Here is a 16,583-nt window from a genome sequence, read left to right as displayed (position 1 = left end):
GGGATAGTGGCAGACACTATCCCGGTTATTAATACCAAATGATAAACCTCTTCCCATGAAGAATAAGAATATACTCGCTATTGTATTAATGGCGGCTGCAGCGTTCCTGCCAGGAGTAACCAGGGCGCAGGTGGATCCCCATTTTTCTCAATACTATGCCTATCCGTTGTGGCTGAACCCTGCACTGACAGGTGTAATAGACGGAGACTACAGAGCCAGTGCCAATTATCGTAACCAATGGGTGACTGTTGGTAAACCTTTCTCTACTATGGGCTTCTCAATTGATGCAGCAGCTGCGAACAATGTAGGGATTGGTATCAATGTGACGAACATGAAAGCAGGTGATGCCGGTTACAATTACTTTAATGGAATGGCCAGTTTCTCCTACAGGGGCGTACGTTTTGGCGCTACCGGTACCAGCCAGCTGGTATTCGGTGTGCAGGCAGGTATGATCAATCGTCGTATTGATCCTTCCAAGTGGCAGCTGGGTAGCCAGTATGATCCTGTGATTGGCTTCGACCCTTCCAAAGTCAGCGGCGAAAATATCAATACTACTTCTTCCAATGTATTTGATGCGGCAGCCGGTGCAATGTTCTTTGATGGTAATCCCAATCACCAGTTCAACCCATTCGTAGGGGTTTCTGCGGCCCACCTTACACAGCCGACAGATCCATTCGTGACAGGGGCTAACAGCAAATTGCCTGTCCGCTACCTGGCTCATGGTGGTACCCGTATCAAAGTGAATGATGTGTTTAGCCTTACCCCAAATGGAATGTACCTGCGACAGGGCAATGCCGAAGAAAAAGTAGCAGGTGTATATGGAACCGTCCTGGTAAATGAAGACTTCGATTTTCTTATAGGAGGCAACTACCGCTGGCATGATTCTGCTATTCCATTTGCCGGGTTTCACTTCAAAAATTTCGTACTGGGCCTCAGTTACGATATCAACACCTCCAATCTCAGAAGACTGGTAAATGGCAGCAACAGTTTCGAAATCTCTTTGTCTTTCATCAGCCGTAAGAAGAAAGTGTATGGAGAGGAATACTTCATATGCCCACGGTTGTAAAACAAAAAAATAACGGATGAAAAAAATTGCACACTATTGGCTGGCCATCGTTTGCTGCTTATTTACAGTTAACTCTTTAAAAGCACAGTACGTTTACGATTATAAGCGAACAGGCGATGTGTATTATGAAGCCAAAGACTATTATTCTGCTGCGCAGTATTACAACAGAGCACTGGGTACGTTTAAGATAAATGCTAATGAAATTCTGCCCTATCAGCCGGGAACCAAAAGCAAAGAGACCGGAAAGATCAAAGATTATGAAACAGTTCAGTACAGGTTGGCAGAGTCTTACCGCATGTACAATGACTTTGGCAATGCAGCAAAGTATTATGAAGAGGTAGTGAGCTATAACAACAATGAGTTGTTTCCACTTGCCCGCTTCTGGTATGGAGTATGTTTGCGTGCAAATGGTAAGTATCCCGAAGCTATTGAACAGTTCAAACAATTTAAAGACAAGTATACCAAGGTGGACGATATCAGTGCACGTGTAGCGCTGGAAATAGCCAGCTGTGAATTTGCGATCTCAGAAGCCAGCCATGCACCAGGTTACATCGTCACCAAACTGAATGGTGATGTAAACGTAGGTGGTGCTAACTATGCCCCTGCCCTGCTGGGGAAAAATGTGCTGCTGTATACTTCTTCCCGCCCCGATACTACTGTACTGGAAAAGAAGAAAAAGGAGAATCCTTATATCAACAGCTTATTTCAGGCCGATGGAAAGGATGCTGCATTCAGCAATAGCCGACCCCTGGCAATACCCGAAGTAAAGGGTGTAGATCAGGGTGTGGCTGCGATTACGCCAGATGGCAATACCATTTTCCTGACTCGCTGGACGAATAAAAATGGGGTGAAAGCAGCGGCGATCTATTCAAGTACCCGTACCGGCACTGCATGGTCAGAGCCAAAGACATTAGGCCCAAATATAAACGTAGATGGTTATAGCTCTATGCAGCCCTTTGTAACTGCAGATGGCAAGTACCTGCTGTTCGCTTCCAACAGGCCAGGCGGTATGGGTAAGAATGACCTTTGGTATAGCATGCTGGATAGAAATAATCCGGGTCCTGCCAGAAATATGGGCACCGGTATCAATACCCGCGATGAAGAACAGTCCCCTTTTTACGATGGAGACAGGCATATGCTGATCTTCAGTTCAGATGGCAGAGTAGGTTTGGGTGGGCTGGATTTCTATTCCAGCGAAGGTGATTTTAGCAGTTGGGCAGTGCCTAAAAACTTAGGTGCCCCGCTGAACTCTCCAAAGGATGATATCTACTATGCAACTTCTGACTGGGCACATCCTATGAATAGCGGCTACATCAGCTCTGACAGGGAATCAGTATGCTGCCTGGAACTGTTTAACGTAAGGAGAATATCCAAGTCTATACATGGTATGGTGATGGATTGTGATAATAACCTGCCATTGTCAGGTGCAAAGATCACCCTGATCGATACCATTCAGCAAAAAGTACTACAACAGGTAACCCTGGATGAAACAGGCCGTTATCGCTTTGAGGTAGAGCCGAAAATGAATTATAAGATCATGGCAGAGAAAGAAAATTACTTCTCCAAAGCAATCTATATCAATACAGACCAGCTGGAGAAGGTGGATTCCATGGAAAGTGCCACCATCTGCCTGAAACGTTACGAAATAGGAAAGCCAATTATCCTGAAGGATATCTATTATGACTTTGATAAGGCGACCCTGCGTCCGCAATCACTGATTGTACTCGATACAGTAGTATCTATTATGCAGGATAATCCGAATATTATCATAGAAATGAGCGCCCATACAGATAGTAAGGGTAAGGATGAATATAACATGAAGTTGTCCCAGCGCAGGGCACAATCCTGTGTTGATTACCTGATCAGCAGAGGTATCCCGTCTTCCCGTATGATCGCGAAAGGTTATGGTGAATCCAGGCCGATTGCACCGAATACCCTGCCTAATGGTAAGGATAATCCGGAAGGAAGACAGCTGAACAGAAGAACAGAATTCAAGGTATTGCGCGTAACCCAGTTATCGCAGTAATCTTATAAAGACGGTTAAACCCATCACGAGGTGGGAGCCATATCCTAAAGATAAGAGGACCATCATAATAATGGCCGGTTGTAAGACCGGCCATTGTTTTTATATAAAGTGTAAAGCATGATTCCCGCACTTATGTCAGGGTTAGAGAGAAAAAAATATAGGTTAAATGGTTCCGTAAAGTATCAGTAAAACGAATACAGGAATAAAAAGTTACAGTATCACAAGATTATCTTGTTTTTAAATATGATAGTCTTCTTATCAGCTTTAGAAGAAAAAAACTACCTTCGCAGTCTTCAATCTACGAACTATGAAAATGTAATTCCCGATCCGGTACGTCCGTGATCCCTCTTTCGACCTCCAAATTTTGCGGTACAGCCGTACCAACTTTCATTGCTAACTTTTTTAACAATCTGACAATGCAGCAGGCAGCTGACAATCGTCTGCGCAGGGTATTCCGGTTATTTATATCGGCAGTATCCGGCACAGAGACTGAATTTACGACCGGTAGTATAAACCGGGCCATCTTTTTATTATCGGTACCCATGATACTGGAAATGGTGATGGAATCACTATTGGCAGTAGTAGACATATTTTTTGTGAGCAAACTGGGTACCCATGCTATCACAACAGTAGGGTTAACTGAATCTATATTGACACTGGTATACACCATTGCGTTTGGTATGAGTATGGCGGCCACGGCAGTGGTGGCGCGGCGTACGGGTGAAAAGGACCCGGATGCGGCAGCGCATAGCGCGGTGCAGTCATTGTACATTGCCCTGGGTTTTTCCGTGCTGATTAGTATCGCAGGTGTCGTATTTGCAAAGGATTTACTCACACTGATGGGCGCTCCTGCTGAAGTGGCGGAGCATGGTAATATTTATACCCGTATGATCATGGGTAGCAACCTGGTGATCGTATTATTGTTCCTGATCAATGGTATTTTCAGAGGTGTGGGTGATGCCGCTATGGCAATGCGTTCCCTTTGGATTGCCAATATTGTGAACATCATTTTATGTCCGTTATTCATCAATGGTTTTGGCCCAATACCGGCTATGGGATTAATGGGCGCGGCACTGGCTATTTGTATAGGCCGTGGTGTGGGGGTATGTTATCAATTATATAACCTTTTTGGTGGCAAGGGATTGATAAAGATATCTGCCCATCATTTGAAACTGGATTTTCCTTTGATCGGCAGGTTGCTGAAAATAGCCACGGGTAGTACTGCCCAGTTGTTGATTAATACCACCAGCTGGATTTTCCTGGTACGCCTGATCGCACGTTTTGGCGAGGAGGCGGTGGCGGGGTACACCATCGCCATCAGGGTGGTAATTTTTACCCTGCTGCCGGCGAGCGGTATGGCGAATGCCGCTGCTGCGCTGGTGGGGCAGAACCTGGGTGCAGGGCAGCCTGAGCGGGCAGAGCGTTCTGTATGGAGAGCGGCGTATTTCAATATGATCTTTTTAGGTTGTGTATCGCTCTTTTTCATACTGGCAGCCAGGCAGATCATCCTGTTGTTCACGCACGAAGCGGCGGTTGTGGCTTACGGTGCCCAGACCTTGCAGGTAGTAAGCCTGGGCTATATTTTCTATGCCTATGGCATGGTACTGTCGCAGGCATTTAATGGTGCAGGCGATACCCGTACGCCTACTATCATCAATATTTTTGGCTTCTGGATGCTGCAGATGCCACTGGCGTGGGTATTGTCAGTACACCTGGAATGGGGCCCGGCCGGGGTTTTCACAGCCATAGCAGCCGCGGAATCCGTGATGGCGGTAGCGTCAATCATCATATTCCGGAAAGGATGGTGGAAGCGGGTAAAAGTTTAATTACCTTTGCGCCTGTTCAAAATATCTAACTAAACTCATTTAAAAACGATTTACGCATGTCGCTCACAGTTGTAGGCACTATGGCATTTGACGATATAGAAACCCCATTTGGAAAGTCCGGAAGAATTGTAGGTGGTTCTGCTACCTATATTGCATGGGCGGCATCCAACTTCGTACAACCTATTAACCAGGTATCTGTGATAGGTGGGGATTTCCCTGAAGCAGAACTGGAATCCCTGAAAGCCAAGGGTGTAGCACTGGAAGGTGTTCAGGTAAAAAAAGATGATAAATCCTTCTACTGGTCCGGTAAGTATCATATGGATATGAATACCCGCGATACCCTGATCACTGAGCTGAATGTACTGGGCGATTTCAACCCTGTGATTCCGGATAGCTACCAGGGTAGTGAGTTCCTGATCCTGGGTAACCTGACACCACAGGTCCAGATGTCTGTAATCAACCAGATGAAGACCCGGCCTAAGCTGATTGTAATGGATACAATGAACTTCTGGATGGAAGTGGCGCTGGATGATCTGAAAAAAGTACTGAAACAAGTAGATGTACTGTTGGTGAATGATGGTGAAGCTCGTCAACTGTCTGGTGAATATTCATTGGTGAAAGCTGCGCGTAAGATCCTGACAATGGGACCTCGTTACCTGATCATCAAGAAGGGTGAGCATGGTGCATTGCTGTTCCATGAGAACCATGTATTCTTTGCACCTGCATTGCCACTGGAAGATGTATATGATCCAACCGGTGCTGGCGATACATTTGCCGGGGGCTTCATTGGCCATCTGGCAAGAACAAAAGATATCTCTTTTGAAAATATGAAGACTGCAATTATTGTAGGTTCTGCAATGGCTTCTTTCTGTGTGGAGAAGTTCGGGGCAGATCGTTTGAAAACAATTACGCAGGAGGATATTGCAGCCAGACTGGATCAGTTTGTAGAATTAGTAAACTTCGACATCGATTTAGTATAGTCTGCCACAGGCATCTCAAAAAAAAGCCGGTCACGTAGTGACCAGCTTTTTTTGCTATTTATAAATCTCATTCAGGATAGCTGCTAATCTTAAACCTCCTTTTAAAAGTTGGCTATTCAAATCCCTCACAAAAAGATAATTATACTTATAACTCAACTTCTCCCCTGCTGGTGTCTTATCATAAATCTTATCTGCTAACTGATTAGACTCAAACAACCAATCCTTCACACTTCCACCCTGCATCACCTTTATCTGTCCTGCATCCGCTGTATCCAGCGCTGCTGTATATTCTGTATAACTCAGCTGTTGAAAATCTATCAGCTGCTCATCCCACACCTTATGTAAATTAGAGGGGTTCCCAAACCACATCACCTGGATCTTATTTCCTCCCTGGTCTTCATCTCTGCCCACATGTAAAGGCTGATGCATATCGCCTATCATATGAATCAGGTAAGTCATGGCCAGCCACTGTTCTTCTTTCGTGCCCTTACGGGATTTCAACTCGCTGATCAACGCTTCTGTCTCATCATACAAATTCTCTTTCTTCACTGTTTTCAAAGTCGCTTCCATCCCTGCTTTATCTACATGTGCAGGAAAATCTACAAAGTGCCAGCTATAGCGATGATCATAAGTATGTGTTGTATCGCTCTTGATATAATCAGGCCATGTAGATACCATTGCCATACTTTCCTTTCCAAGAATCGCCTGTACGGCTTTTAAAGCTTTAGGTGTAAGGTGTCTGTAAGCAATTTCAGCAACAATGCGATGTCCCGTCACGCCCCAGGCAAAAACAGATAACGGAATGAGCGGTAATATCAGGCCCAGACCTAGCAGGTATAACTTCTTAAGCATAAAAAATAAATGAGCTGGTTAAGTCACTAAAGGATAAAGGTAATGACTTATCACTGATACTACCGACCAGTCATCCAATTCTCATCAGCGACCCTCAAAACCATTTTATGCTACCCACAGCCAGTGATCCATTTCCCATCTCCAGCCGGCCACAGGCCCCGCCATACAAACGATCGCTGATGCCGAAGGCGGTAGCGATCGTTTGTACATTTCTTAGTAAATTTGAATATGCCATTTAAAATTCATTCACCTTACGCTCCCTCCGGCGATCAGCCGGGAGCAATCAAACAACTGGTGGAAGGCGTGCAGGATGGAGCTCCTTACCAGACCCTGCTGGGTGTAACCGGTTCCGGAAAAACCTTCACCGTCGCCAATGTGATCCAACAAGTACAGCGCCCTACCCTCGTGCTCACACACAATAAAACACTGGTAGCTCAGCTTTACGGAGAATTCCGCCAGTTCTTCCCCGACAATGCTGTTGAATATTTCGTTTCTTATTACGACTATTACCAGCCTGAAGCATACATGCCGGTAAGTGATACTTACATAGAAAAGGATCTCGCTATCAACGAAGAGCTGGATAAGTTGCGCCTCAGAGCTACTACCAACCTGCTCTCCGGTCGCAGAGACATTATCGTGGTAGCAAGTGTATCCTGTATATATGGTATGGGTAACCCTACTGATTACGAAAACGGTATCATCCGCCTGCACAAAGGTCAGACGATTAGTCGTAATACTGTTTTACATGGCCTGGTCAACTCACTATATACCCGTACCACCGGCGATTTCAACCGTGGTAATTTCCGCGTAAAAGGAGATACGGTCGACATCAACCTGCCTTATGTAGATTATGCCTACAGAATTACCTTCTTTGGTGATGAAATAGAAGAAATCGAAAGTTTCGATGTACAGAATGGGAAAAGGATCGGCACCATGGAAAATGCCGCTATCTTTCCCGCCAACCTCTACCTGGCGCCTAAGGATATGATGCAGCAGATCATATTCGAAATACAGGATGAACTGAAAGCCCAGGTAGATTATTTCAGGGCAGAAGGCAAACATATTGAGGCCCAGCGCCTCTCAGAAAGGGTTAATTATGACCTGGAGATGATCAGGGAACTGGGTTATTGCAGTGGTATTGAAAACTATTCCCGCTTCCTGGACAGACGTACACCTGGCACCCGCCCATTCTGCCTGCTGGATTACTTCCCGAAAGACTACCTGCTGGTGATAGACGAGAGCCATGTGACCATTCCCCAGATTGGCGGTATGTATGGTGGCGACCGCTCCCGTAAACTCACCCTTGTAGATTACGGCTTCCGCCTCCCCTCTGCGTTGGACAACCGGCCGCTGAACTTCTTCGAATTTGAGAACCTGGTGAACCAGGCCATCTTTGTAAGTGCCACCCCGGGTGATTACGAACTGCGCCAGACAGAAGGTGTGGTGGTAGAACAGGTGGTAAGACCCACCGGTTTGCTGGAGCCCCCTATCGAAGTAAGGCCTAGTATGAACCAGGTAGACGACCTGCTGGAGGAAATTGACAAACGTGTACTGAATGGCGGCCGCGTACTGGTCACCACCCTCACCAAGCGTATGGCCGAGGAAATGGACAAGTACCTGCACCGTATTAATATTAAGTCAAGGTATATCCACTCCGAAGTGGATACCCTGGAAAGAATAGAAATCCTCCGCGACCTGCGCTTAGGTAATATTAATGTACTGGTTGGTGTGAACCTCCTGCGTGAGGGGCTTGACCTGCCTGAGGTGACATTGGTCGCTATCCTGGATGCGGATAAGGAAGGTTTCCTCCGTGATGAGCGCTCCCTGACCCAGACAGCAGGTAGGGCGGCGCGTAACGTAGATGGTCTGGTAATCTTTTATGCCGACAAGATTACAGACAGTATGCAGCGTACTATAGACGAAACGAATCGCCGTAGAGAGAAGCAGATTGCCTACAACCACCTGCATGGCATTACGCCAAGAACGGTGCTGAAGAGTAAGGAACAGATCCTGGGGCAGACTTCCGTATTGGAAATCAAGAACTTTGATGAAAACTCTCCGATTGCAGTGCACGATGAGGTAACCCTGGTAGCAGAGAATGCCGTGGACTACGCCAGGCAGGAAGCAGCGGCCAGGACCATCCCTCAAATGGAGAAGTCAATTGTCAAAGTCAGGAAGGATATGGAGAAGGCAGCAAGAGACCTGGACTTCATGGAAGCAGCCAGACTCCGCGACCAGATGTTTGCTTTGCAGCGTGAGCTGGATGCTATGAAAGAGTCATAGTTAAATTATTTTAATACGACAGTTACTTGAGGATATTGTTTAAATTTTTGAATCTCTCGCTCCTAAAAAAAGGTTTTGCTATCAGCAAAACCTTTTTTTAAGGATCATTGTCATAAAAAAGGTTAAAAAATGAACCCAAAAGTGAAAGTCACTTCCTGCAGGAAACCATTAAGTAGTGAAATTGATATTAAATTTAATTATATGTGATATGAACTTTTCCTCTTTCCTGGACTATATAAAAAAATTGACTTAATATCTATTTATCTGTTTATTATATTGTTATAAGCCTTGTTGCTAAATTGCTGTAATACTCAAAAGCCCTGTGTTAGAAAATTGTTAATTCCTACTTAAGTACCAATCAATTTATTCATTTACAGTTACTTATAGTTTATTATAGACCAATCTTCCACTCAAAGAATAGCCAAAATTAATATTGATATTATTATTATTTATAATATAGTTAGTATTTGACCGTTATTCACGGGTATTTATTCGATCATTTCTATTTTTGACCCGCTCTATTTGATGATTTAAATTTATTCATACTTTTATTGAAGAAATTTAAAATCGCATTGCTATGAAGAAAACATCATTCCAAGACTATTTACCCTTTCTTTTTCTGGGATTAGTGGCAATTATTGGTCTATTCATGAAAAATGAGCCGCTTTTTGTAGATGCTGAGGGAAAATACAATTATGGTGACATCGCATGGATTCTGGTATCAACCTGCCTGGTATTTTTTATGACACCTGGTTTGTCATTTTTCTATGGTGGTATGGTGAACCGTAAAAACGTGATCTCCACCATGATGCAGAGCTTCATAGCTACGGGCCTGATCAGTGTATTATGGATAGCTGTAGGTTTCAGCCTTGCCTTTGGTAAATCTATTAACGGTTTCATCGGAGATCCGTCTACCTTCTTCTTCTTTAAGGGGGTATCATCCAGCGCACCATGGGCTGCCGCTCCAACCATTCCTTTATTATTGTTCGCGCTTTTCCAGTTGAAATTTGCGATCATCACACCTGCCCTGGTAGTAGGTGCTACTGCTGAAAGGATCAGGTTCACATCTTATGTATTATTCATGGTGCTCTTTAGCTTACTGGTGTACTGTCCTATTGCACACTGGACATGGCATCCGGATGGCTTCCTCTTCAAGCTCGGTGTAGTTGACTTTGCAGGTGGTACAGTGGTACATATCTCTGCTGGTTGTGCTGCACTTGCTGGTGCCCTGGTACTTAAGCGCCGTAAAGATCATATTGAAAAGAAAGAATTGCAACCTGCAAACATTCCATTTGTACTGTTAGGTACTGGTTTGCTGTGGTTCGGCTGGTTCGGTTTCAACGCCGGTTCTGCTGTAGCTGCAAATGGTCTGGCTGCTTCTGCTTTCGCTACTACTAATACTGCTGCAGCTGCTGCTGGTCTGTCATGGATCTTCTTCGATGTAGTTCGTGGTCGTAAAGCTTCTGCACTGGGCTTCTGTATCGGTGCCGTAGTTGGTCTGGTAGCTATCACGCCTGCTGCAGGTTTCGTAGGTATCCCACAGAGCCTTTTCATTGGCTTCCTTGCTGCGATCGTTTCCAACATGATGGTTCACTATAAATCTAAAACCGCTATCGACGATACACTGGATGTATTCCCTTGTCACGGTATCGGTGGTATGGTAGGTATGCTGCTGACAGGTGTATTCGCTACCAAAGCTGTGAACGTAGTAGATGGTTGGTTCTATGGTAACTTCGACCTGTTCAAAACTCAGTTCATCGGTCTGGCAATCGTAGTGGCATACAGCTTCGTTGTATCTTTCGGTATCTTCAAACTGATTGATGCATTCCATCCTCTCCGTGTAAGCGAAGAAGAAGAAGCACTGGGTCTGGATGCTACACAGCACAACGAAAGCTACCATCCAAATATGATGAGCGTATACGACAACGGCACGCTCAAGGAAGAGCCGATAGTAGACTAATGAAGATTATATAGTGCGTTTGAAATACCCAAAACATTTAGAATAGCTAATAATTAACACGGGAAATTGTAGATAGTATCATTTTATCAACCAAGTATTTTTATCAACCAATTTCTTATTCGTTTCGTGTGAAAAATTTTCCTTTCCCGAGGTTAATTATTAGCTATTCTTTTTTATTGCCTTATTGTTCCTATTGCTAGAAGCAGCTACCACGTAGATTTAGCACACTCTTTTATCATCCAAATTTTACTGCATGAAAAAACTTTTTTTGGCAGCCTTTGCTGCCAGCCAGATTTCTTTTGCCTATTCTCAAACGGTAGATACTACCAAAGCCCCATTAGTGAATATCTCTGGTTCAGCAGATGTTTATTACAAGTATAATTTCAATGGTAACAGCACGGACAATAAGACAAGTTTCACTAATTCGCAAAATAGTTTTGAACTAGGTATGTTCTCGCTCAAGGCTGAGCATACATTTCAGAAGGGTAGCATCGTAGCCGATCTTGGATTTGGCAGAAGAGCTGCGGAGTTTTCGTACAATGAGCATCCTGATGATAAAGGAAGTATGGAAATGGCCATCAAACAACTTTACCTTAGTTACCAGGTACTGGATAAGCTGAAGATCAGCATGGGTAGTTTTGCCACACACGTAGGTTATGAGCTTGTAGACGCCTATCAGAACAGGAATTACAGCATGAGCTATATGTTCAGCAATGGTCCGTTCTTCAATACAGGTGTAAAGGCCGACATCACGATCAATGATCACCTGTCTGCCATGATCGGGGTATTCAATCCAACCGATTTCAAATCTGCTTCGTGGTCGAACAGTAAATATATTGGTGCACAGGTTGGGTATAGTGCCAATACCACGCCGCTCAAGCTGTACCTGAACTACCTGGAAGGACGCGATACGGCTGGTATTCAGAACCATCAGCTGGACTTTGTAGCGCTCTATAACGTGAGCGATGTAATTGGCTTTGGTTACAATGGTACCATCAGCACCTACAAGAATACCCGTGAAAAAGAGGAGATCGACAACACAGCCAAATGGTGGGGATCAGCTATATATATGAACATTGATTTCAACAAGAGACTGGGTGTAACGCTGAGGGGTGAATACTTTGACGATGCCGATGGTCTCAAAACCTTTGCCGGCACCAGTGGTGGACATGTAATGGCAGGTACGGTCTCTATGAACTATAAAGTAGGGAACCTGACTATTATCCCTGAATTCAGACTCGATAAAGCATCTGTAGATATTTTTAACAAACACGATGGCGCGCCTGCGAGCACATCGCCCAATGTTTTAGTGGCTGCAACGTATCATTTTTAGAAGCTATTTTATATTTTGTGTACAAAATCTGATACATGTTACAGCCCACCACGTTGAAATTTTTGAAATCACTTAGCAAGAATAACAATAAACCATGGTTCGATGACCATAAAGGGGACTATCAGCAGGCAAAGTCTGACTTTGATAGTGTGGTACAGCAGATCCTGGATGGCCTTTGCAAACAGGATCCTGTGCTGATCGGGCTACAGGTAAAGGACTGTACATTCCGTATATACAAAGATGTAAGGTTCTCAAAAGACAAAACCCCTTACAAAACGAATATGGGGGCAGCATTTGCTCCTGGTGGTCGCAAAACACCCCGTCCGGGTTATTATTTCCACCTGGAGCCAGGGGGCAATAGCTTTGCAGGCGGTGGCCTCTGGATGCCCGAAGCCTCGGTATTAAAGAAAGTAAGACAGGAAATAGACTACAATTTTGAGGAATTCCAGCAGATTATATCCAATAAGGAATTCATCCGCTACTTTGGGAAAATAGAGGGAGAAGCACTTAAGACCGTGCCGCAGGGGTACCAGCCAGACAATCCGGCTATAGCTTACCTGAAACTAAAAAGTTTCACCGTATGGCACCACATCCAGGACGATGCTACCTTACAGCCTGCACTTGTTAGAGAAATTCTGAAAATCTTTGCTGTCATGCAGCCTTTTGTAAAATTCATGGATCGGGCACTGGACCTGGAATAATGGTTCCATTTTCACCCAATCTCCGGGCTGACTAAAGAGCTATGGTTGCTGCACTCACTGTGCAATGACACTGTATTGGCTTTTTAGTCAGCCCTTTTCCGTTCAAAACACCATTTTCATTAGGACAAAAAATTCTAATCCTGTGCAATACTCGGGGCACAGGCAATTAACGCTCATCTACAATACACTCTTCGATTTCTTAGACAATCCCCATTACAAAATAAACTCGTCTGTAGTCCTATCTGCCGGATATGTATACCTGACATATACACATGTTAAAGCGGCCAACAGATAAATACGGGACAAGTACTTTGCAGGCTAGTTTTTGTGGATCAGGAACTCAAATGGCCTTGCCTTACGATTCTTCAACAGATTTTCTTTGTCCGTTTTAGTATGCGCAAAACGTTGGTTATACACGTTGGCTACCTCAATGATTGGGATAATGCCATCCAGTGTATCATGTTGATCTACAATGTTCATGATGCGTGATACCTGTGAAGAAAAGTTGTTGCTCCACTCCTCAGTAAATTTGTGCATCAATAAAAGCTCACGATTGGCGTTGGTTTTCATAGGACTTAAGGGTGTTTACGGATTTGTGAATTTTAGTTCTGTCAGCACCTTACTTTCTTTAAGTTTGAACTTTTTTGGCAGAAGTAAGTTGGCATAGGATTATTGATACCAAAATTGAATTTTATCCTTCATTAATCAATACTACTTCTGTGTAATTTTTGTTTCGGTGATACAAATTTCTCATCAGAATAATACTAATTGATACAAAAAGAGCAAGTGATAGGTCACTTGCTCTCAATAGTTTATGTTATAACGTATATACGTTAGCGAATATCATGGACGTATTAATCAGATCCATTTCTGTGCATGTAAAAATTCTGCTATTTGCACTGCATTGGTAGCTGCACCTTTACGCAAATTATCTGCGACAATCCACATGTTTAAGGTCTTTTCCTGGGTCTCATCGCGACGCAGGCGGCCTACAAACACCTCATCTCTCTCATGTGCATCTTTTGGCATTGGATATTTTGCATTGGTAGGATCATCTACTACAATTATACCCGGCGTTTTCTCCAATATGCTGCGCACTTCACTCAATTCATACTCATTATCGAAGGCAACGTTCACAGATTCACTGTGACCACCCACTACAGGAATACGAACAGTTGTAGCAGTGACACGAATGTTACTATCCCCCATGATCTTTACAGTCTCATTCACCATCTTCATCTCTTCTTTCGTATATCCGTTGTCGAGGAATACATCGATCTGCGGAATCACATTCAGATCTATCTGGTGTGCATAAGCTTTAGGGCCTTCTACTCCTTTACGCTCATTCATTAACTGCTCTACTGCTTTTACACCAGTACCGGTTACTGACTGATAGGTAGATACTACTACACGATTGATTTTATACTTTTCATGCAGTGGATTTAATGCCAGTACCATCTGGATAGTAGAACAGTTTGGATTGGCAATGATCTTATCTTCAGGAGTCAGTGTTTTACCATTGATCTCAGGTACTACCAGTTTCTTGGTAGGATCCATTCTCCATGCAGAAGAGTTGTCAATAACAGTAATACCTGCTGCAGCAAATTTAGGTGCCCACTCCAGGGAAGTGCTGCCACCTGCAGAAAATAGTGCTACTGCTGGCTTCATGGCAATTGCCGTATCTGCGCTGACTACCTTATACTGCTTGCCCTTAAATGTTACTTCCTTACCTACTGACTTCTCAGACGCTACGGGTATGAGTTCTGTAACCGGAAAATTCCTTTCCGTTAACACTTGTAACATTTTTGAGCCTACCAGTCCGGTAGCTCCTACTACGGCAACTTTCATTGTATTTACATTTTAAATTTTTGGAGATGCAAATTTACTACAACCTTATCGGTTTTCAATGTATCTCTATGAATCATAGAAAATCACTAATTTTGGCCCTGAATCATTTGTAAATTATTAAGAAATGAGGTTTCCCATTGTTTGTGTTTGCATGCTTTTGCATGCTCTTTCCGCTCATGCCCAATTCGAAGAATATTTTAATTATCAAGATATGAAAGATGCCTCGCGATGGTACGGCACTGACTCCGCGTGGACAATTCAAAACGGACAATTGAAAAGTAACTTCGAACAGATTAATAGTAATTTTTATATATCCACTATTTCATCACCACCCGCAGGTAATACCTGGCAATGGTACATGCAGCTCAACTTCAATACTTCATCTTTAAACTATGTAGATGCATATTTGTGTGCCGATAAACGTGACCTGCTGGATTCCTTACTCAGCGGGTATTTCGTAAGGGTAGGTAACACGAAAGATGAAGTCTGTTTATACCGGAAAGATCCGCATACAACGCCTGTACTACTCATCGATGGCAGAGATGGGGTCACTGACCATACAACTAATATATTAAATGTAAAAGTGACATGCAATGAACAATATGAATGGACACTACAGGTCAATGATGTAATAGAAGGTAATGCAACAGATAGCACGTACGCTGCTGCAACTGTGATGGGATTTGCAGTACGGCAATCCACTGCTTCTTTTGCAGGCAAGCATTTTTTCGATGACGTGATCGTGGGTACACCCGGAAAAATGCAGGTCGTGATCAATGAAATATTATATGATGGAGTCGTTGAGTTTATAGAGTTATATAATAATGGTGTATCACCCGTGTCACTTTCACAATTATCTTTTGTCAGAAGAAAGACAAATGGAGGGTTGACAGACCCGGTTGCATTTCCTTCGGGCACATTGGAGCCGGGTGCATATGCTGCATTCACAAGTGACCCCGATGCATTGAATCAACAGTATCATAGCATGCATGTATATAAGATGTCACTGCCTGCATTGACAAATGAAAGTGGGGATATATTTATAACAGACAAAAGTGGGGATACAATAGATGCATTACACTATTCAGATGCGATGCATTTTCCTTTGGCAAAAAGCACAAAAGGGGTATCTCTGGAACGACTCGATGTAAATGCACCGACACAACAAATTTCTAATTGGCATTCTGCGTCCGCAACGGTGGGATATGCGACACCGGGAATTGAAAATTCCCAGCAGTTAAACGCAGTAGATTTGACCGGCAAGTTGACCCTGACCCCAGAAGTGTTTTCACCCGATAATGATGGAATAGATGATGTGGCCTTGATCAGTTATGCACTAAATGGTGCCGGATCGGTAGCAGATATATTTATATATAATGCTGCGGGCAGGTTAGTCAGAACGGTGTGCAATAGTTTTTTACTCCCTCCAAAAGGATTTTTTACCTGGGATGGGACAGATGATGCACACAATTTAGCTCCAGCTGGCCTATATGTTGTATTTGCCTCCCTCCTTGATCCTGAAGGAGATGTGCAGCGCTGGAAGCTCCCGTTGGTATTGGCAAAGAGAAAAAATGCCTGATTTTGTCAACTTTTATAGTTGCTAATGGCAAATATTTTTTTAATATATTAATAGTCAGGGAAGTTGATCATTAGGAAGAAAATTAAAGTATAAGTAGGATCAATTTGTCGGATAAAAACGATTTTTTAT

General features: G+C 43.7%; 13 protein-coding genes. 9 read left to right on the top strand and 4 right to left on the bottom strand.

Annotated elements, in window-relative coordinates; all coding sequences use genetic code 11:
• The first annotated feature begins 55 nt into the window (after positions 1-55).
• The 4 genes from ABDW16_RS00650 (at position 56) to ABDW16_RS00635 (ending at position 5,898) form a co-directional block, all read left to right on the top strand.
• Positions 56-1,066, top strand: a complete 1,011-nt coding sequence (locus tag ABDW16_RS00650; protein ID WP_343667181.1) for a PorP/SprF family type IX secretion system membrane protein — start codon at positions 56-58, stop codon at positions 1,064-1,066.
• A 16-nt stretch (positions 1,067-1,082) separates the two neighbouring features.
• Positions 1,083-3,092, top strand: coding sequence for an OmpA family protein (locus ABDW16_RS00645; protein ID WP_343667180.1), 2,010 nt, complete (start codon positions 1,083-1,085; stop codon positions 3,090-3,092).
• Between the two features lie 416 nt (positions 3,093-3,508).
• Positions 3,509-4,918, top strand: coding sequence for an MATE family efflux transporter (locus tag ABDW16_RS00640; protein ID WP_343667179.1), 1,410 nt, complete (start codon positions 3,509-3,511; stop codon positions 4,916-4,918).
• A gap of 56 nt (positions 4,919-4,974) precedes the next feature.
• A complete protein-coding gene (locus ABDW16_RS00635; protein ID WP_343667178.1) occupies positions 4,975-5,898 on the top strand; it encodes a PfkB family carbohydrate kinase in 924 nt (307 codons plus the stop codon).
• Positions 5,899-5,952: 54 nt separating this feature from the next.
• On the opposite strand, the gene ABDW16_RS00630 is transcribed toward ABDW16_RS00635, so the two are convergent.
• Positions 5,953-6,750, bottom strand: a complete 798-nt coding sequence (locus ABDW16_RS00630) for a S1/P1 nuclease (RefSeq protein ID WP_343667177.1) — start codon at positions 6,748-6,750, stop codon at positions 5,953-5,955.
• A gap of 94 nt (positions 6,751-6,844) precedes the next feature.
• Positions 6,845-6,985: a hypothetical protein gene (locus tag ABDW16_RS00625; protein WP_343667176.1), complete on the bottom strand. Its 141-nt coding sequence runs from the start codon at positions 6,983-6,985 to the stop codon at positions 6,845-6,847.
• On the opposite strand from ABDW16_RS00625, the gene uvrB reads away from it, so the two are divergent.
• From uvrB to ABDW16_RS00605, 4 genes are all read left to right on the top strand, one after another.
• Positions 6,979-9,033, top strand: a complete 2,055-nt coding sequence (gene uvrB / locus ABDW16_RS00620; protein ID WP_343667175.1) for an excinuclease ABC subunit UvrB — start codon at positions 6,979-6,981, stop codon at positions 9,031-9,033. The two genes, ABDW16_RS00625 and uvrB, sit on opposite strands and share 7 nt — an antisense overlap.
• A gap of 577 nt (positions 9,034-9,610) precedes the next feature.
• Positions 9,611-10,993, top strand: coding sequence for an ammonium transporter (locus tag ABDW16_RS00615; protein ID WP_343667174.1), 1,383 nt, complete (start codon positions 9,611-9,613; stop codon positions 10,991-10,993).
• Between the two features lie 253 nt (positions 10,994-11,246).
• Complete coding sequence (locus ABDW16_RS00610) at positions 11,247-12,326, top strand: porin (protein ID WP_343667173.1); 1,080 nt, start codon at positions 11,247-11,249, stop codon at positions 12,324-12,326.
• A gap of 35 nt (positions 12,327-12,361) precedes the next feature.
• Positions 12,362-13,027 (top strand): DUF2461 domain-containing protein, encoded by a 666-nt coding sequence (locus ABDW16_RS00605; protein WP_343667172.1) that lies wholly within the window; start codon positions 12,362-12,364, stop codon positions 13,025-13,027.
• Between the two features lie 318 nt (positions 13,028-13,345).
• On the opposite strand, the gene ABDW16_RS00600 is transcribed toward ABDW16_RS00605, so the two are convergent.
• Complete coding sequence (locus tag ABDW16_RS00600) at positions 13,346-13,597, bottom strand: hypothetical protein (protein ID WP_143708839.1); 252 nt, start codon at positions 13,595-13,597, stop codon at positions 13,346-13,348.
• A gap of 288 nt (positions 13,598-13,885) precedes the next feature.
• Positions 13,886-14,875: an aspartate-semialdehyde dehydrogenase gene (locus ABDW16_RS00595; protein WP_343667171.1), complete on the bottom strand. Its 990-nt coding sequence runs from the start codon at positions 14,873-14,875 to the stop codon at positions 13,886-13,888.
• 211 nt (positions 14,876-15,086) lie between these two features.
• Between ABDW16_RS00595 and ABDW16_RS00590 the strand changes: the two genes are divergently transcribed.
• A complete protein-coding gene (locus ABDW16_RS00590) occupies positions 15,087-16,454 on the top strand; it encodes a lamin tail domain-containing protein (protein WP_343667170.1) in 1,368 nt (455 codons plus the stop codon).
• Positions 16,455-16,583: the final 129 nt, after the last annotated feature.

Source organism: Chitinophaga sp. (assembly GCF_039596135.1).
In the GTDB taxonomy this organism is placed as follows: domain Bacteria; phylum Bacteroidota; class Bacteroidia; order Chitinophagales; family Chitinophagaceae; genus Chitinophaga.
This window is presented reverse-complemented; position numbering and strand designations above follow the sequence as displayed.